This is a genomic window from Lysinibacillus capsici (genome assembly GCF_003367505.1).
Taxonomy (GTDB): domain Bacteria; phylum Bacillota; class Bacilli; order Bacillales_A; family Planococcaceae; genus Lysinibacillus; species Lysinibacillus capsici.
In genome coordinates, this window is record NZ_PXXX01000020.1 from 48,467 (window position 1) to 67,387 (window position 18,921).

The window sequence follows — 18,921 nt, forward strand, 5'->3', positions numbered from 1 at the left end:
AGAGCGAGGTGTATATCATGACGAAATTAACAGTTCTTGTTACAGATGACGATCAAGATATTCGTGATGGTATTGAAATCTATTTAAAAAATGAAGGCTATCATGTCATTAAAGCAGCAGATGGCTTAGATGCATTAAAAAAGCTAGAGAACAATGAAGTACATTTAATAATTTTAGATATCATGATGCCAAATATGGATGGAATTACAGCAACCTTTAAAATTAGGGAAGAGCGCAATATTCCCATTATCATGCTGAGTGCAAAGGCGGAGGATGGCGATAAGATTCATGGATTATCGGTTGGAGCAGATGATTATGTAACAAAGCCATTTCATCCATTAGAGCTGTTGGCACGTGTAAAATCTCAGCTGCGCCGTTATGTTCAGCTAGGAACGTATAGTGAGGGAGCTACAAAAGTGGAAATAGACGGACTTATTCTTGATGAAGAGGCAAAAGAGGTTGTACTAGAAGGAGAACCAGTTCGACTAACCCCGATAGAATATAAAATTACAGAACTATTAATGAAAAATGCAGGGCGTGTGTTTTCGATTCGTGAAATTTATGAACGTGTTTGGAATGAGGAAGCTTATAATGCTGAAAATATTGTAGCTGTTCACATTCGGAAAATACGTGAGAAAATTGAAGCTGATCCGAAAAATCCACGCTATCTAAAGGTGGTATGGGGCGTTGGCTATAAAATGGAAAAATAAATTAGAGAAGTATATGACTATTGCTGGATTTATTGCAGGTGTTATTGGGCTTATCTATTTTGGAATTTATGCCTATCAAATCGTCGATTCTCGCTCCTCAGAGGTTTTACAATTGTTAGAAAGAATTTTTTAGAGGAGTGTAAAAAGGGATGATAAAAAAATGGAAATCTCTTCTCGTATTAATGTGTTTAATCTGGACAATTTTCGGAGTCTTTACTTTTTATAATGTGGGCTATCAGTATATTGGTAAATCATATTTTGATTCGGAAAATTTCCAACATGAAATCGATAATTTCACGGCAGAACTAGGACCGTTAGTAATTAATGTACCAAATGCAGAAGAATTGAAAAATAAAATTGAGATTACTCAAACTGAAATAGAAGATCATCGTAATTATTATGGTACATTAGGACAGCAAATCGATAATATTAAGGCACAATACGAACAACGTATTCAGGAAGCTATAGATGCCAATGCAACAGAATTAAAGACAAAGCTAGTGTCTGAACGTGATAATAAAATTAAAGATATTACAGCAAATTTTGAAGATGATGAGCATGTAAGAAAAAAGATTCTTGCTGAAAAGGAAGCCCTCATTGATAAATATATTAAAGCAGCAAAAGGTGAATCCAAAAACTTTGGAAAAAACTATGACTATTGGTCTTATGAGTTGACCAATACAGAAACTGGTAAAACGTACCGTGCAGGTGATGTTACCGAAAGTAGTGCCTATAAAATTAAGTATACTGATCGAAAACCGCTATATGCATGGAATATCAGTGAGAATTTAAGAGATATTTTTTACAATACCGAAACATACGTGAATGTAGATGATCTTTACGAAACAGCTGAATATACAGGTGTAATAGCTATTTCAAAAAAAGCAGCTATGTCAGAAGATGTTATACAGGGAGGGTATCAACAATTTCAACAGTTTCAACGCAATCAATATACTCACTACTTTATTTGGCTCACAAGTATTTTAATGGCCGTCTTTGTATGGAGGGGGCGTAAAGACTTATTACAGATAGTTACGAGTATGAAGGAAAAAGATCTTTTAACAAAGTATAAAATCGATGTACAAATTATTCTTTTGTTAATAACGAGCCTTATGTATTTCATTTCAGCCCAGGTTGTTTTTGAATCTATTGAATATAATTCTGTTTATAATTATAATTATGTCCGTTTTATACTCGATATTGGCTTTAAAATACTTGTTTTAATGGTAATTGGTAGTGCTTTCTTCGTGCAATTAATTTGGTTGTATACAAGAGTAAATACTTTGAATAAGCTAGAGGAAAATGTGAAATCGAGCTATTTATGGTCACTTGGGGATTCGTTGACTGACTTATTTATTAATCGTTCGATCGCATTACATTCAATTGTAATGCTAGCCGCAGCCTTCTTTGGAGGTGGTAGCCTTGTTGCTACCATGATAGGAGGCGGAGCTTTTCCAGTCCTTGTACTTGGCATTTGTATGTTTATAGGATTTCCTGCTATGATTGTTTTCCTATCAAGAATGGGTTATTTAAACCGTATTATGAAAGATACGAAGGATATGGCTGAAGGACGTTTAAATCGTGATGTAAAGGTAAAAGGTAAATCTCCGCTTTCAGGTCATGCAGAAAACCTCAATCATTTACGAGAAGGTGTGCGTACGTCCATGCATGAGCAGGCGAAAAGTGAGCGGTTAAAAACAGAGCTGATTACAAATGTGAGTCATGATTTACGTACTCCTTTAACCTCTATAATTACGTATACCGATTTACTGAAGAAGCCAAATATTACAGAGGAAGAACGGAAACAATACATCCATATACTGGATAAAAAGTCTGAACGTTTAAAAGTGCTGATTGAAGACCTTTTTGAAGTATCGAAAATGGCTAGTGGTAATATTGAACTTCACCGCAGTCGAGTAGATTTAACACAGCTTATCCAACAAGCTGTAGGGGAGCATAAAGAGGATTTAACACAGTCACAACTAGATTTACGAATGACCATGCCTCATGATCCAATCTTTGCATATGTGGATGGTCAAAAATGGTGGAGACTTATTGATAATTTAATTGTCAATGTTTTGAAGTATGCGCTAGAGGGAACGCGTGTTTATGTGACATTTAAGCGTACGGCAGATGGCGATGCTGAATTTACGGTGAAAAATGTAGCAAAGTATGAAATTAGTGAAGATGCTGAGGAATTATTTGAACGCTTTAAACGTGCAGATGCCTCACGTCATACAGAGGGCTCAGGGCTTGGATTAGCCATTGCACAATCCATTGTCGATTTACATGGAGCAAGAATGAGCATTGATGTAGATGGCGATTTATTTAAAGTAATCGTTCGAATTCCAGCAGTTTAATGGTAAAAAGGCGGCAAACTTCTGCCGCCTTTTTTATTATAGGCCTAAATTTTTGGCGATAATAACCTTCATGACTTCATTAGTACCAGCATAGATCGACATAACAGGTATATCTCTATATCTTCTAGCAATCTTATATTCCTCCATATAGCCATAGCCACCATGCAATTGCATACATTGCGTAGCAAGGTCACGTGCATTTTCGGTAATCCAGTATTTTGCCATAGAAACTTTTGTCACAACATCATTGCCTGCAATATGCTCTTCAATCAATGATTCTAAAAAGGATTTACCAAGCTCGATTTTAGTAGCCATTTCAGCTATTTTAAATTGTGTATTTTGGAAGTCACCAATTGTTTTGCCAAAAGCCTGACGTGATTTCACATAGTCCAGCGTTAGTGTAAGCATATCCTCAGCGGCTGTTTGTGCGGCAATCGCTACTGCTAATCGCTCTTGCTGCAGTTTTTCCATCATATAATGAAAGCCCTTGCCTTCTTCGCCAAGTAGATTTTGAACAGGCACTCGACAATCTTCAAAATAGAGTTCAGCTGTATCTTGGGCATGCATACCAACTTTTTCGAGCTGTCTTCCTTTTGTAAAGCCAGGTGTGCCCTCTTCAATAACAAGTAGGCTAATACCACGATGTTTTTTATCAGCCTGAGGATTTGTTTTTACTGCGACAACCGCTAAGTTTGTATGGATGCCATTTGTTATAAAGGTTTTTTGACCATTTACAATATAATGGTCCCCATCGCGAATGGCTGACGTTTTGATATTAGCCAAGTCTGAACCTGTGCCAGGCTCCGTCATTGCAATAGCTGTTATATAGTCGCCTGTGACACATTTTGGTAGCCAACGAGATTTTTGTTCGTGTGTCCCATATGCTTCGATATACGGGACAACAATATCATTATGCAGACCAACCCCGATAAGACTTGAGCCTATACGTTCAAGTTCTTCTTGTATAATGACGCCAAAGCTGAAATCCAAGCCTAGCCCGCCATATTGTTCTTCTACTTGTGGACAAAGATAACCCATATCACCAAGCTTACGCCAAAAAGAAAGCGGAATAAGATGATCCTTTTCCCACTGGGCATAATGCGGTTCAGCTTCTTCAGCTAAAAACTTACGAAAGGTTTTGCGAAATAATTCATGCTCTGTTGTTTCAAATTTATAACGTGTCATTTGAAATAGCACCCCTTTTTCTTCGTAAATACGCGATTTTGCTCGTTCATCTACTATGTTACTGGAAGGAATGCGAAAATGAAAGTAGCGTTTAGTATGTAAATGACGAAAATGTCATCTATATACAGTGAAATGTCATGTAAAACGAGAGTAACGAATGCAATGAAAAGGTAAACTTAAATTTGTCATAGAATAAAGGGACAAGTTCCTACTTTCTTTAGAAGATTATTCAAGTGCTTTAAGCAATATGATTGATAAGTATAATGGTATAATCAATTAAATTATAGAAAGAAAGTAGAGGACTTGGTTATGCCAAAAGTAATCGGCGCTGTTCTTTTAATTAGTATTTATAGTGCTTTGACTTTCTATTTAGGGTGGGGAGTAAAGCAGTGGCTTGTAGCAATGGGGTGGTTTCGTTTTCCAGTATTATTTTGGATCGTGCTATATATGGTTGCTTTTAGTATTATAATCGGAAGATTACACGAGTCATTACGAGTGTTTTCTGTAATCGGTAATTATTGGATGTTTATCTTTGAATATGGCTTATTGCTATGTCTAGTTGCACAATGCATTATTTGGCTTACACCTTTTAAAAACGTGCAAATAATAGGTAGTATAGCAGTAGGAATCCTATTCTTGTTAAGTATCATTGGCTCCTATTTAGCCTACTCTCCAGTTGTTCGTCATTTAGAAATAACTGTTGATAAACAAGATAGTGACTTAAACACACTAAGAGCAGTTGTAGCATCTGATTTTCACTTAGGTGTTTTATCACATAAACGACATTTACAACGTTTTGTCAGCTTAGCTAATGAAGCACAACCAGATATTGTGTTGTTAGCTGGGGATATTGTGGACGATGACCCTAAATGGTTTGTTCAAGAGGGTATGGCAGATGTCATGAAACAATTAACATCTACATATGGAACATATGGTATATTAGGTAACCATGAATATTATGGCAAAAAAATTCCTGAATTTATTAAGGAAATGGAAAATGCCAATGTGAAAATGCTCCTAGATGAAACAATTCTTGTAGAAGATGCGTTTATATTAACAGGGCAAGAGGACAGAACGAATAAAGAAAGAAAACCACTTGAGGTGCTAAAGCCTTCTGCTAATTTACCATGGCTTAATGAATCATACACCTGACGATTTAAACACGCCTTCCCAAATGGGCGTTGATTTACATATGTCTGGTCATACACACAAGGGACAGCTGTGGCCGAATCAGTATATAACAGCTCGTGTATTTGAACTGGATTATGGTTATAAGTTGAAGGAACAGATGCATACACTTGTTTCATCAGGCTATGGCTTCTGGGGCCCACCGATGCGAATTGGCAGTAGATCAGAGCTTTGGGTAGTAGATATAACATTTAAATAGTATGTGATAATCTAACAATCGGCTTCTTAGGTGAAAAGGCAGTAGTATATAAAAACGTAGTATTTTATAATAAGTGGGTATTTGATTAAAAAAGGTAAGGTGACATGGTGGAAATTATAGAGTTATTAAAAGCATTAATATTAGGCTTTGTCGAGGGTATGACAGAATTTGCACCAGTATCTTCTACGGGACATATGATTATCGTGGATGATATGTGGTTAAAGACTGAGGAGTTTTTAGGGAAATATCCTGCCAACACATTTAAAATTGTTGTACAACTTGGTTCCATATTAGCGGTTATCGTAGTTATGTGGAAACGTATGCTAAGCTTAGTTGGTTTATATAAAATTGAAGGTCAAGCTAAGTCCATAAATGGCCGCTTTAACTTATTGCATGTTATTGTTGGTATGCTACCAGCAGTTGTCTTAGGTTTTGCATTCAAGGATTTTATTGACGACCATCTTTTTAAAGTAGAGCATGTTGTTTATGCACTAGTGGCAGGAGCAATTCTGATGATTGCTGCAGATAAGTTGGCACCGAGAAAACCAAAAGTTGATTCTTTAGATAAGATTTCTTATGGTTTAGCATTTAAGGTAGGACTTGTACAATGCCTATCACTATGGCCAGGTTTTTCTCGTTCAGGTGCAACGATTTCGGGTGGGGTACTATTTGGTATGAGTCACCGTGTTGCAGCCGATTTTACATTCATTATGGCTGTGCCAATCATGGCAGGAGCTAGCCTCGTATCCGTTTTGAAAAACTGGGATACTTTATCAATGGACTATTTTGGCTTTTATGCTGTAGGATTCATTAGTTCGTTCGTCTTTGCATTATTGTCCATTAAGTTTTTCTTAGCGCTTATTTCAAAGGTAAAATTAATGCCTTTTGCCATTTATCGTTTAGTTTTAGCAGCAGTTCTTTGCGTTATCATTTTCATGTAAACAATAAGTCACGCTTCTTCTTCAAGAAGCAGTGGCTTTTTTTGCGTTAAGATTATTGAATCATATATCCATTTTTTCAATAAATTGATAGAAAATGAGTATAAAGAATCATGTTAAAGCATAAATTAATAGCGAATTATAATAATATTAGATAACATTTACCTACATATTGTTCATTTAGATGTTTTGAGATTATAATTGATACATAAAGTGTCTAATTATTTGTTGTTTTTTTATAAAAAGTAGGAATATAGACTTATTAAGATATATGATTAAATATATGAGGTGGAGAAAATGTTTCAACTTATCAATAGATCTAAGAAAAATACAATTGAAATAAGCAATGAAACAACAATCGGTATTTTTATAGAAGATCCAGACCGTTTACTACAATTAAATCTTGTAGGGTTAAGTGTGCATGATCTTCAGCTGATTAATAGTTTAAAACCATATGTAGAAAGAAATGTAGTAGAAGTGGTAGCGGCATTTTATCATGCAATAGAAAGTGTTCCTGCCTTACAAAAGGTTATTCAATCACATAGCTCCAGCGAACGTTTACGACAGACATTACGTCACCATATTATTGAAATGTTTGAGGGGAGAATAGATGAAGCCTTTTTAGAAAAGCGAAGACGTGTGGCCAAAATGCATGTAAAGATTAATTTATATCCGAAGTGGTATTTAGCTGCTTTTCAAATACTTGAGAAATCACTTCGCAAAATAGTCTATGAACTACGATTACCAAAGGGCGAAGAAGAGAAGTTTTGTGATGCTATCAGTAAAATATGTAATTTTGAACAACAAATCGTTTTAGAAGAATACGATAGCTATGCAAGTATACTAATTGAAACACAACGCAATAATGTTAGGGACCATGTAAAGGATGTTATCGGCGGAGTTTCTACACAATTAGAGGTTCAATCACAAACTACAACTGAAACAGTAACAGAACTTGTATATAGCGCAAAGCGTGTCAACGCTTCTTTGAAGGAAAGTATGTATGAAGCAGAATCAATGCAAAAAGTGTCTAATGAAGGCTATACTAAAATAATATCTATTAATGAACAAACAGGGAAGATTCATCATAAGACCGTTGAAATGGCAAATATGGTGGAGCAATTAGATGCATCCTCTTCGAAAATAAATGCCGTTGTAGAAATTGTGAAAAGTATTTCTGGGCAAACAAATTTACTTGCGTTAAACTCTGCAATTGAGGCGGCACGTGCCGGTGAGCATGGTAAAGGCTTTGCAGTTGTTGCAAACGAAGTACGCAAGCTTGCGGATCAAACGAAAAGCTCTGTTGAACAGATTGCTGAGTTAATCATGACGTCAAATGGTATCACAACACAAGTTGTACAAGCAATTCAGAACATACAGGAGCTTGTAAATAGTAGTATCGAACGTAATGCTGAATCTCTAAAAGCTTTTGATGCGATTTCGGGTTCTGTAGAAGTTTCGATCTCAAATTTCCAAAAAGTCGATAATCAAGTATCTGAATTAGCTACTATTATTGAATCGATTGGTGAATCTTCGGAAGAATTAGCGAGGGTGGCTAATCGCTTAAATACAACAATAAGAGAGTTTTAAAAGAAATATAGCTATGCATACTATCTATGCATAGTTTTTTAGTATGTGAATTAGGATAAAAGGTCTTATTTTATGGATAAATCAACTAAGAGGCTGATGAATTAGCTAATAGCAAATTTTATAGAAAGAGGAAGATTACAAAAACCTAGAAAATGCTTGTTTTAAGTGTTACGCTATAGGCGAATTAGGGAATTGAGTAGAGGGGTGTTTGGAGCATGAAAAAGAAATTATTTATAACACGTAAGTTTCCTACACATATTGTTGAACTGCTACAGGAGTTTTATGAAATCTCACAATGGGATGAGGAAGAAATTGTGATTCCACGTGAAAAATTGCTCGCAGCTGTCGCTGACTGTGAGGTACTGTGGGTAACGATAGCTGACCAAGTAGATGAAGAATTACTTTCGCATGCACCCAACTTAAAATTAGTGACGAATTTAGCAGTTGGATATAATAATATTGATGTGAAGGCTTTAAAAAAACGAGGCATTATGGCGACAAATACGCCTGGAGTTTTAACTAATACAACTGCGGATTTAGTATTTGGCTTACTGCTTGCAACTGCTCGTAGAATTCCAGAAAGTGAAAGATATTTACGTGAGGGCAAATGGAAAAGCTGGTATCCAATGCAACTGGTTGGCAAGGATGTTTCAGGAGCCACAATTGGCATTATTGGCATGGGGAGAATTGGCCAAGCTGTTGCTAGAAGAGCAAAAGGGTTTGATATGAAAATCTTGTATAATAATCGCAGACGTCGTCATGAAGCAGAAGAAATGTATGGCTTCCAGTATGTTTCGCTGGAGGATCTATTAAAGCAATCTGATTTTGTTGTGATTATGACACCTTATAATAGTGATACGGAAGGACTCATTGGTGCAAAGGAACTTGCTTTGATGAAAGAAGATGCGGTATTAATTAATGCCTCACGTGGTGGAATTATTGATGAGGATGCGCTATACGATGTTCTTAAAAATGGGAAGCTTTGGGCTGCAGGACTAGATGTGTTTGAACAAGAGCCGATTGCGATGGATCATCCCTTATTAACACTTCCAAATGTAGTAGCTCTGCCACATATCGGTAGCGCGTCATTAGAAACGAGAACGGCTATGCTAATGTTAAATGTAAAAGCTTTGACTGCTTATGGACAAGGCAAGGCAATATCCAATCGAATTGATTAAAAAGAGGAGCATATCGGTGAAAGATATGCTCCATTTTTTTATCTATTGAATAAATCGAATAAGCCGCCGATACCGCCTTCACCTTTAGATTGACCGCCTCCACCTTGCGAAATAGGGGCAGCTGCAAAGACACGACTGGCTAAACGGCTAAATGGTAATGATTGTACCCACACTGTTCCAGGACCACGTAATGTAGCAAAGAAGATTCCTTCGCCTCCAAACAGGGCTGTTTTTACGCCTCCAACCATTTCAATATCGTAATCCACATTGGATGTCATTGCTACAAGACATCCTGTATCCACACGTAAAACTTCACCCGGTTGTAATGTTTTTTCATGAATGGCTCCTCCTGCATGAACAAATGCCATGCCGTCACCTTCTAGCTTTTGCATAATGAAGCCCTCACCACCGAAGAAGCCTACTCCAATTTTTTTCTGAAATTCAACGCCTACAGAGACCCCTTTAGCAGCAGCTAAGAATGCATCTTTTTGACAGATAATTTTACCGTTTAATTGGCTTAAATCCATCGGAATAATCTTCCCTGGGTATGGTGATGCGAAATAAACATGCTTCTTACCTGAGCCAACGTTTGTGAATGTTGTCATGAATAAACTCTCACCTGTTATTAGGCGTTTTCCGGCACCTAATAATTTACCCATTAGACCACTTTGTGAGCCACCTCGTGAGCCGTCACCAAAAATAGTTTCCATATGGATCGAATCATCCATCATCATTAACGCTCCTGCTTCTGCAACAACTGTTTCCTGAGGGTCAAGCTCAACTTGCACATATTGCATGTCGTCACCAAATAACTTGTAGTCAATTTCATGATTATTCATAAAGGGATTCCTCCAAAAATAAATTTAATGATATTGTATACGATTATAAGTTACATTGGTTTCAATAGAAAATTAAATATTTTAGAAAAAAAGGGAATTAGTTAGAAAATGTCGAATATAAAAAACTAGAATGTGTATTATTTATTTTCATTTAACTAAGGGTATTGTGAATATACATAACCTTAAGAGGCTTCTAAATTTAGAAGTCATCCTCTATATTGAGGTAAGGAAGTTAAGTGGAAATAAAGCCTCTGGCAGTTGTCACCGATTATTATTGAAATGCTAGTATTACAAGGTGTGGTGTATATTGAAAATTCGGAATTTTGACATATTTTATCTCCGCTCACTCCAAGATTCCTAATGAGACATTTTTTCTTTTGGTGGGGAGCAACTATTGATGTATGGAGATAAAGCCACTGGTAGCTGTCACGAATAGTGAAACGTGTAAGAACATTCCACTGCTCGGACGCAATTATTCCAAGGCGAAATGGATTCTGGTTAAATTCATAGACTTATACCTATGGAATACGACTGGTACAACAGCTGAGGCATCATAGAGTATTTCAGGGGGTGTATGTAGTGGAGATTAAGAACTATATCGGTGGTAAATGGATCACACATTCACATTTACAAAGTATAGCAGTGACGAACCCTGCAAACGGTGAGCAGCTTGCTACCATTCCACGCTCTACTTCGAATGAGGTAGGCGAGGCTGTAGCTGTTGCTAAACAAGCACAAAAGAGCTGGGCACTTATACCAGCACCAAAACGTGCAGATTATTTATATGCCATCGGTCAAAAAATGAAAGAGAAAAAAGAACATTTGGCGACCGTTTTAACAAAAGAAATGGGCAAGGTCATTGAAGAGGCTAGAGGAGAAGTCCAAGAAGGAATTGACATGGCATACTATATGGCTGGTGAAGGACGTAGATTGTTTGGTGAAACAACACCGTCTGAGCTTGCCAATAAATTTGCTATGAGTGTAAGGGCACCTATAGGCGTTGTAGCACTCATTACACCTTGGAATTTCCCTGTTGCTATCGCCACATGGAAGTCATTTCCTGCCATTGTTGCAGGGAATACATTCATTTGGAAACCGTCTAATGAGACTCCAATGATGGCCTATGAAATGGGTAAAATCTTTGAGGAAGTAGGCTTACCAGATGGTGTCGCTAATATCGTATTTGGTACAGGACCTACAGTAGGCACAGCATTAATTGAACATCCTGAAGTCAAGGTTATTTCTTTTACAGGTTCTACAACAACGGGCAGTAAAGTAGCTGAGCTTGGCGGGAAGCATTTGAAAAAGGTTTCTTTAGAGATGGGTGGCAAAAATGCTGTTATTGTCATGAATGATGCTGATTTACAGCTAGCTACAGAAGGGATTTTATGGAGCGCATTTGGTACTGCTGGGCAAAGGTGTACAGCATGTAGTCGAGTCATTGTGCATAAAGATGTAAAAGAACAATTAGAGAAACGTCTCTTAGATGAAATGCAAAAGCTCACAATTGGGGATGGTCTAGATGAGGGAGTAAAAATCGGGCCAGTGATTAATAAAGCAGCATTGGAAAAAATTAATCACTATGTACAAATAGGTAAACAAGAGGGTGCTACATTATTAGCAGGTGGCAGGATACTAAATGAACCACCTTATGATAAAGGGTTCTATTATGAGCCAACATTGTTTACAAATGTGAAGCCTGACATGATTATTGCTCAAGAAGAAATCTTTGGTCCAGTCGTATCTCTAATTGAAGTGGCAAGTTTGGAAGAAGCAATTGAAGTAAATAATGGTGTGAAATTTGGCTTATCTAGCTCAATATTCTCCCAAGATGTCAATACAATTTTCCGCGCACAACGTGATTTAGATACAGGTATTGTTTATGTAAATGCTGGCACAACAGGTGCTGAAATCCATTTGCCATTCGGAGGTACTAAAGGGACAGGAAATGGACACCGTGATTCAGGTGTAGCAGCCCTAGATGTATACACAGAGTGGAAGAGTATTTATGTAGACTACAGCGGTAAATTACAAAGAGCACAAATCGATACAGAGTAACAGATCAACGAAAGGGGATGTTCTTGATGAAAGTTGTTGTATTAGGTGCAGGTTTAATGGGGAAAGAGGTAGCTCGTGATTTAATAAAAAACGATAAAGTGGAGCGTGTGTATTTAGGTGATATCGATGTAAAAGTTGCACAGGACTTTGTAGATACGCTAGATACAAATAAGGTAGAAGTGGTAGAGCTACACGCAGAACGTGACGATTCATTAATGAGTGTTATTTCGAAGGGGGATGTTGCCGTCAATGCATTGTTTTATTCGTTCAATGAACGAGTAGCAAGAGCAGCTATTGAGGCAGGCGTCCATTCCGTTGATTTAGGTGGTCATATCGGTGGCGTTACAGAGAAGATATTAGATTTACATGAGGAAGCAAAGGCAAAAGGTGTTACAATCATTCCTGACCTAGGTGTTGCTCCCGGCATGATCAATATTCTAGCGGGCTATGGTGCTTCAAAATTAGACGAAGTAGAATCTATTAAACTATTTGTTGGTGGTATTCCAACTGAGCCAAAGCCTCCGCTTCATTATACACGCGTGTTTTCTTTAGATGGCGTTTTCGATCATTATACTGAGCCTTCAAAAACGATTCAGAAGGGCAAGCTTGAAGAAGTTCCATCCCTATCAGGCGTTGAACCTATTTATTTTGATGATTTCGGTGTGCTTGAGGCATTTTATACATCTGGTGGTATCTCCACATTGTATAAGACATTCCCGAATGTCCGCACATTAGAATATAAAACCATCCGTTATAAAGGCCATGCTGAGAAATTTAAACTTTTAGCAGACTTAGGCTTCCTTGATTCTGCGAATAAGGTAGAAGTGGATAATCAAGAAGTGCCTGTTCGTGCAGTCGTACGAGAGGCACTCAAAAAGAAGCTTGAATTGGGCTCAAAACCTGATGCTGTATTGTTACGTGTTATTGTAGCAGGTGAAAAGGCCCAACAGCAGGTGACATATGAATATGAAATGGTTGTACGTAAAGATATGACAATTAATGAAACAGCTATGGCCCGTGCTACGGCAAATACGATTTCAGTTGTTGCTCAGATGATTGGTGCCGGTGCTATTACAGAGCATGGTGTATTCCCGCCTGAAGCAATCGTGCCAGGTGATACGTATATTGAAGAGATGGCTAAACGAGGTGTTGTCATTAAAGAGACATCACATAAGTCTGCTATGATTGTGAAATGGTAGGTGCTGACCATGAACTTTGAAATGTCCACTGAGCAGGAAATGCTAAGAAAAACAGTAAGACAGTTTGTTGATGAGGAAATCATTCCCTATATTGCAAAATGGGATGCTGAAGGTGGCTTTGATGCTAAAATTTGGTCCAGACTTGCTGAGCTTGGCTTAATGGGTGTTTGTGTTCCTGAACAATACGGAGGTAGTGGCATGGATTATAATGCACTTGCTATCGTATGTGAGGAGCTTGAACGGGGAGATACGGCATTTCGCACAGCCGTATCTGTTCATACAGGTTTAAATAGCATGACCTTAATGCAGTGGGGGACTGAAGAGCAAAAGCAGAGATACCTTGTTCCGCAAGCTAAAGGTGTACGGATTGGAGCTTTTGGTCTCACAGAACCAGGGGCTGGGTCTGATGTAGCTGCCATGTCAACAACTGCTGTCCGTGATGGGGATCATTATATCCTCAATGGGCAAAAAACGTGGATCTCTTTATGTGATATTGCAGACCACTTTATCGTATTTGCCTATACAGACAAATCGAAAAAACATCATGGAATTAGTGCGTTTATTGTAGAACGTTCCATGGCTGGCTTTACATCTAAAGCGATAAAAGGAAAATATGGTATTCGTGCTGGTAATACAGGTGAGCTCTTTTTTGAAGATTTACGCGTGCCAATTGAAAACCGACTTGGTGAAGAGGGCGAGGGTTTCAAAATTGCCATGTCTGCGCTAGATAATGGTCGATTTACAGTAGCAGCAGGTGCTGTTGGTTTGATCCAAGCTTGCATAGAGGCTAGTGTGAAATACTGTCATGAACGAGAGACATTTGGTAAACCTATTGGTGAGCATCAGCTTGTCGGACGAATGATTGCTAATATGGAAGCAGGCTATCAAATGAGTCGTCTCCTTGTCTATCGTGTTGGAGAATTGAAAAATAAAGGTGTTCGAAATACTCGAGAGACATCATTGGCAAAATGGCAGTCTTGTGATTTTGCGAATAAGGCTGCGGATGATGCGGTCCAAATTCATGGAGCCTATGGCTATTCAGACGAGTATCCAGTTGCCCGTTATTTAAGAAACTCCAAAGCACCAGTCATTTATGAAGGGACTCGCGAAATTCATACTATTATGCAGGCAGATTATGTATTGGGAAGACGACAAGATAAGCCATTAAAAAATATGTTGCCTAAATGGCCATTTGAAGAATAGACGAGAGGGAAGTGTTTCCCTCTCGTTTTTTATTGTGCCTCAACTTACTTAGAAAATTTCAGAAAAATGTAACTTTCCTCTTTTTTACTAGTCTAATTAATAAACAAGTATATGAAGGAGAGGAAAAATGATGAAAAGTAAATGGTTCGCAATTATGCTGATTATCGTTCTAGCTATCGTGCCTGGAATTTTTACATTGATAGTGAATACAGATGTGACGGCAAAGGCGGCTAGCGCAAGTATGGCAACACAAAACTGGCAAGCATCTTTTTCAGTTGCTTTAAAGAAAAACAAAATAACTGAGGAATATGTCTATATCACTACGGAAAAAGGAAGCAAAGTACCTGCAACAATTGAATTGTTGGAAGATCAAAAAACGATAGTAGTGAAAAAGTTAGCACCAGGTAATTATCAATTGCATGTAAAAAAGGAGGCCTTTGCACAAGGCGGACTGAATGTAGCTTCACAGACAATTCCATTTACAATTATCGAGACATTAACAGCCGTTAAATCGGAGAAAGAGTTACAGCAGTATTTTAAAAAGTTGTTAACAACTCAAAGAGTAGAAATTAGAGAAGAAGAGAGCTTACAAAGTACAGCAAGTGAAGATAAAGCAACAGCTAATAATGAGTCTACAACTAATAATCAAGTAGAGGGGGTAGAAGAGGGTGACATTGTAGTAGTAAAAGATGACTTTATTTACACTGCAAAAGATCAGAGCATTACAGTGGTGAATGCTAAAGATCCTAAGAATTTAAAGATGGCTACAAGTATCAAATTAAAACATTCCCAATATATTTCTAAGCTTGCCCTATATGACAATCTATTAATTGCCATCGGGGATCAATATATTGAAAAAGCAGGCACAGCTATGGTAACAGCCTCAATTTATGATATTTCAAATCCAAGCAATCCAAAGCATGTACGTGATGTTGGGCAAGAAGGCTTCTTGCAGGATATTCGCATAACGAATGACACATTATATTTAATCGGTAATATGTATCCAAATTACTGGATGCTACAAGAAGACAATAAAACCGATTTAAAGCCTAAAACATTTGATAGTATGGCAGGAACAGAGTACCAAAGTCTGCCTTTAGAAAAAATCTCAATCTTACCAAATACGATGGATGGTACCTATAGTTTAATTACAGCTGTCGATTTAAAAAATGGAGCTAAGACAACTGCCAATACGAAAGGGTACTTAGGTGGAAGTAGTGGTCTTTATATGTCAGAGAATGCCCTGTATTTAACGACACCAATGTATGAAAGTAGTATTGATGTTTCATCAGAAAAGCGCGTTATGGATATGATTTGGTTACCGAGGTCAGCCGACACTCAAATTTTCAAGTGGAATGTAGATGGAACGACTTTGAACTTTGTCGGAAGTACGGAAGTAAAGGGAACTGTGTTAAATCAGTATTCAATGGATGAATATAAGGGGAACTTCCGGATCTTTACAACAGAAGGTAATACGTTGAATGAGAAAAGTACTTCCTATAACCATCTCTTTATTTTGGATGAACATTTAAAACCGCTTGGTGCAGTAAAAGATATGGCGCCTGGAGAAAAGATATATTCAGCTAGATTTATGGGAGAAAAAGCATATGTGGTGACATTTAAACAAGTGGATCCACTATTTGTCATTGATGTAGCGAATCCGAAAAAGCCTGCTGTACTAGGGGAATTGAAGATTCCTGGCTTCAGTAATTACCTACATCCATTAGATGATACGCATTTAATTGGTATTGGTTATGATACGGAGCAACGCTATGATTCGTATACGAAACGTAATTTTACTGTGACAACCAATATGAAGATGTCCCTATTCGATGTATCAGACTTCCGAAATCCGAAAGAACAATCAACCGTAAAAATTGGTGGGAAAGGTTCTTCCTCTGAAGTGCAATACAATCCTAAAGCGCTATTCCGCAATAAGGAATACAACTATTTTGGCTTCCCTGTAGTACTGTATGAGGCAGGTAAGGGAGACGAAGTTGTCTATCAAGGTCAAGGTGCTCAAATTTATGAAATTACTGCAGAGAAAGGGATAGTATTGAAAGGAAATATAATCAATCGTAATAATAATGAGTCCTATGAAAATGGGGAGCAAGTTGTACAACGTGTTGTCTATATAGATGATACGCTGTATACAATAGCGCGTAACGAGATAAAAAGCTATCAGTTAAATGACTTCAAGCCTTTAGATACATTAACAATAAAATAATAAGAAAAACAAAACAGTCAATTGAAAGGTATCAAGTAGCCTTTACTCCAATCCTGTATCTTTAGCAACGGTGTTCAAATATAGTGAAGGTGTTCATTATTCTTTATGAAGAGGTGTTGTCACCCATCATCCTCTGATAATGGGCTATTTGATCACTATGCTACTATGAAAAAGTAAAGACAATTGGCAGAATGGTTGATTGGAGTGGAGCCAGCGTCACTCCTAGGGGATTTAGCGTCACAGATGAGACCCTGGATGAACGTAGGTGAGTGAAGCGGCTCATCGGACGCCCTGGAAAGGACGCTGGCGGAACAGAAGTCAACCTCTCGCCTTGCAAAGTTGCTTTTTCTGCCGTTGACATCATCTTTTTCAACCAAAAAGAAAGTCCAATGAATATGGAGAAATTCATTGGACTTTTTGTTTATTACTATTGTCGATATGGCAGTATCTCGGATACAGTCACAAATTCATAGCCCTGCTCTTGTAAATAGGCAAGAACAGCGTCAAGTCCGTCTGCAGTGGATTGATGAATATCATGCATTAAGACAATGGCATTATTGTGTAAATTATTTTTTACGTGTGGCAATAGCTGCTGTGCATTTCGATGTTTCCAATCCAATGTATCAATTGTCCATAGCACAACAGGGATAGGAATCTCGGCATTAATTGTGTCATTAGTTGCACCGTATGGTGGTCTAAAAACTGTGGCACCTTGATTGATTGCCTTCTCAATTTCAGTGGCAGTCGTGTTATATTCTTTCATCACTTGTTCCTGCGTAAGCTTTGTTAAGACAGGGTGGTTCCACGAATGGTTTCCAATTTCATGACCGCGCGCAAGAACATCTTTTACGATGTCAGGATAGTATTGTACACGACTACCGAGCATGAAGAAAGTAGCCTTTGCGTGATACTTATCAAGAATATTTAAAATTTGCTCCGTGACTTTTGGATGTGGACCATCATCAAATGTTAAAGCAATACGTTTTTTATTCGGATCACCAGTTGGTGGTGGATTAATTGGTTTTACATTTTCCATTGCGATTTGAAATTCGGAGGCTAACAAAGGGTTAATAAGTGAAAGGGGTAGTTTCACTATTGGGGTACCTGCTGCTCCACTAGCAATCTCATATTCATCGAAATAGATTTGTAATGAATCATCAACAATAGCAAAGCGATTGAAGTTAGACCATTTTGGTTCGGTAGCTTTTAATAGTTCATCGTTGAAAAGCTCATCCTTTAATTGGAGGTTTTTTTGCAAATCTTTTCGGACGTTTACAGCCAACGTAGATAAGTTATTCTCATCATTTTGTAAGAGCGTTTGGATTGTAATTTGTTCGCCCGTTTCGTTGTTAATGAAGAATGTTTTTGTGGAGACTTCGTGATTGGCTCCACCTACATATAGCATTTTTGTTAGCACAAAGGAATAGTAATGCTCTCGGTACGGAAAAGTTTCTAGACTAATATTTAATTCACCCATAGCATCTGTATCTTTATTTTTCTTCATCGATGTTAGATAGTTTTCTTTTGAATCCGATATGTATTGTAATACGGCATCATTAAAAACCTCGTTATCTGTTTGTGGGTAATGTATAGCAAATGGTGTTCGTTTGTCATTTGAAACGTCTGTAACAATACGTATGCCTGGAAACGCAGAACTTTCGGTCGATAAATGACTATTCACCGATTCCGTCTCGGATTCTTTTGAAGCACTAATCTTTTGAAACTTAAAGTCATCCTTTGAAAGGATAATAAAAAGTATAATAGTTGTTAAGGTCACAATAAGGCTAAGTAATAAGAAATCAATTATTGGACCGCGTCTTTTTCTGCGTTCCTGCATGGTTTTGGATACGCTCCCCTCTTTTTTTATTTTCTATACAATCAGACGTGCCAGTCATTAAAAAAGTTATACAAATCTAGAATCTTTTTATGTAATTTTGTGGAAAATTATTAAGATCACTTTTTCTTCAAGAATCAGCGAATTAATTGTAGTTGTACTTCTATTTAAGAGGTTGTAAAATACCTACTAAAATAGAAAAAACACATGCGT

The 18,921-nt window shown here is 37.5% G+C and carries 13 protein-coding genes and 1 pseudogene; 11 read left to right on the forward strand and 3 right to left on the reverse strand.

All coding sequences use genetic code 11. From position 1 onward, the window contains the following. Positions 1-17: 17 nt before the first annotated feature. From C7B89_RS18690 to C7B89_RS18695, 3 genes are read left to right on the forward strand one after another with little or no spacing between them, the layout of a single operon-like run. Positions 18-710: a response regulator transcription factor gene (locus C7B89_RS18690; RefSeq protein WP_048393287.1), complete on the forward strand. Its 693-nt coding sequence runs from the start codon at positions 18-20 to the stop codon at positions 708-710. Next, complete coding sequence (locus tag C7B89_RS22950) at positions 688-843, forward strand: hypothetical protein (protein WP_155483369.1); 156 nt, start codon at positions 688-690, stop codon at positions 841-843. Before C7B89_RS18690 ends, C7B89_RS22950 begins: the two co-directional genes overlap by 23 nt. 16 nt (positions 844-859) lie before the next feature. Then, positions 860-3,070, forward strand: coding sequence for a sensor histidine kinase (locus C7B89_RS18695; protein ID WP_054549073.1), 2,211 nt, complete (start codon positions 860-862; stop codon positions 3,068-3,070). Between the two features lie 36 nt (positions 3,071-3,106). Here the strand turns inward: C7B89_RS18695 and C7B89_RS18700 are convergent, their stop codons facing one another. Continuing rightward, positions 3,107-4,255, reverse strand: a complete 1,149-nt coding sequence (locus tag C7B89_RS18700) for an acyl-CoA dehydrogenase family protein (RefSeq protein ID WP_048393289.1) — start codon at positions 4,253-4,255, stop codon at positions 3,107-3,109. A 309-nt stretch (positions 4,256-4,564) separates the two neighbouring features. Here C7B89_RS18700 and C7B89_RS18705 point away from each other — a divergent pair. From C7B89_RS18705 to C7B89_RS18720, 4 genes and pseudogenes are all read left to right on the forward strand, one after another. Next, positions 4,565-5,642: pseudogene (locus C7B89_RS18705) on the forward strand (metallophosphoesterase). Positions 5,643-5,746: 104 nt separating this feature from the next. Further along, the gene (locus C7B89_RS18710; RefSeq protein WP_175400802.1) at positions 5,747-6,583 is read left to right on the forward strand and encodes an undecaprenyl-diphosphate phosphatase; all 837 of its coding nucleotides are present in this window, start codon (positions 5,747-5,749) and stop codon (positions 6,581-6,583) included. 294 nt (positions 6,584-6,877) lie between these two features. Beyond that, positions 6,878-8,170 carry a globin-coupled sensor protein gene (locus C7B89_RS18715; protein ID WP_054549076.1) on the forward strand — a complete coding sequence of 431 codons (1,293 nt, stop codon included), beginning with the start codon at positions 6,878-6,880 and terminating at the stop codon, positions 8,168-8,170. A 215-nt stretch (positions 8,171-8,385) separates the two neighbouring features. Further along, positions 8,386-9,348 (forward strand): 2-hydroxyacid dehydrogenase, encoded by a 963-nt coding sequence (locus C7B89_RS18720; protein ID WP_004229713.1) that lies wholly within the window; start codon positions 8,386-8,388, stop codon positions 9,346-9,348. 38 nt (positions 9,349-9,386) lie between these two features. Here C7B89_RS18720 and C7B89_RS18725 read toward each other — a convergent pair whose 3' ends face one another. Then, the gene (locus C7B89_RS18725; protein WP_004229711.1) at positions 9,387-10,187 is read right to left on the reverse strand and encodes a TIGR00266 family protein; all 801 of its coding nucleotides are present in this window, start codon (positions 10,185-10,187) and stop codon (positions 9,387-9,389) included. Between the two features lie 579 nt (positions 10,188-10,766). Here C7B89_RS18725 and C7B89_RS18730 point away from each other — a divergent pair. The 4 genes from C7B89_RS18730 to C7B89_RS18745 all read left to right on the forward strand — a co-directional run bounded on the left by C7B89_RS18730 (position 10,767) and on the right by C7B89_RS18745 (position 16,874). Next, positions 10,767-12,245 carry an aldehyde dehydrogenase family protein gene (locus C7B89_RS18730; protein ID WP_115674297.1) on the forward strand — a complete coding sequence of 493 codons (1,479 nt, stop codon included), beginning with the start codon at positions 10,767-10,769 and terminating at the stop codon, positions 12,243-12,245. Between the two features lie 26 nt (positions 12,246-12,271). Beyond that, complete coding sequence (locus tag C7B89_RS18735; protein ID WP_048393296.1) at positions 12,272-13,444, forward strand: saccharopine dehydrogenase family protein; 1,173 nt, start codon at positions 12,272-12,274, stop codon at positions 13,442-13,444. A gap of 9 nt (positions 13,445-13,453) precedes the next feature. Further along, a complete protein-coding gene (locus C7B89_RS18740) occupies positions 13,454-14,647 on the forward strand; it encodes an acyl-CoA dehydrogenase family protein (protein ID WP_048393298.1) in 1,194 nt (397 codons plus the stop codon). 127 nt (positions 14,648-14,774) lie between these two features. Further along, positions 14,775-16,874 carry a beta-propeller domain-containing protein gene (locus C7B89_RS18745; protein ID WP_244205715.1) on the forward strand — a complete coding sequence of 700 codons (2,100 nt, stop codon included), beginning with the start codon at positions 14,775-14,777 and terminating at the stop codon, positions 16,872-16,874. Positions 16,875-17,301: 427 nt separating this feature from the next. Here the strand turns inward: C7B89_RS18745 and C7B89_RS18750 are convergent, their stop codons facing one another. Beyond that, the gene (locus C7B89_RS18750; protein ID WP_048393300.1) at positions 17,302-18,711 is read right to left on the reverse strand and encodes a polysaccharide deacetylase family protein; all 1,410 of its coding nucleotides are present in this window, start codon (positions 18,709-18,711) and stop codon (positions 17,302-17,304) included. Between the last annotated feature and the right edge of the window lie 210 nt (positions 18,712-18,921).

Coding starts and splice junctions, on each gene's coding strand:
- C7B89_RS18750 (WP_048393300.1), bottom strand. CDS start 18,711: ATGCAGGAACGCAGAAAAAGACGCGGTCCAATAATTGATTTCTTATTA.
- C7B89_RS18745 (WP_244205715.1), top strand. CDS start 14,775: ATGATGAAAAGTAAATGGTTCGCAATTATGCTGATTATCGTTCTAGCT.
- C7B89_RS18695 (WP_054549073.1), top strand. CDS start 860: ATGATAAAAAAATGGAAATCTCTTCTCGTATTAATGTGTTTAATCTGG.
- C7B89_RS18710 (WP_175400802.1), top strand. CDS start 5,747: ATGGTGGAAATTATAGAGTTATTAAAAGCATTAATATTAGGCTTTGTC.
- C7B89_RS18740 (WP_048393298.1), top strand. CDS start 13,454: ATGAACTTTGAAATGTCCACTGAGCAGGAAATGCTAAGAAAAACAGTA.
- C7B89_RS18700 (WP_048393289.1), bottom strand. CDS start 4,255: ATGACACGTTATAAATTTGAAACAACAGAGCATGAATTATTTCGCAAA.
- C7B89_RS18735 (WP_048393296.1), top strand. CDS start 12,272: ATGAAAGTTGTTGTATTAGGTGCAGGTTTAATGGGGAAAGAGGTAGCT.
- C7B89_RS18690 (WP_048393287.1), top strand. CDS start 18: ATGACGAAATTAACAGTTCTTGTTACAGATGACGATCAAGATATTCGT.
- C7B89_RS18720 (WP_004229713.1), top strand. CDS start 8,386: ATGAAAAAGAAATTATTTATAACACGTAAGTTTCCTACACATATTGTT.
- C7B89_RS18725 (WP_004229711.1), bottom strand. CDS start 10,187: ATGAATAATCATGAAATTGACTACAAGTTATTTGGTGACGACATGCAA.
- C7B89_RS18715 (WP_054549076.1), top strand. CDS start 6,878: ATGTTTCAACTTATCAATAGATCTAAGAAAAATACAATTGAAATAAGC.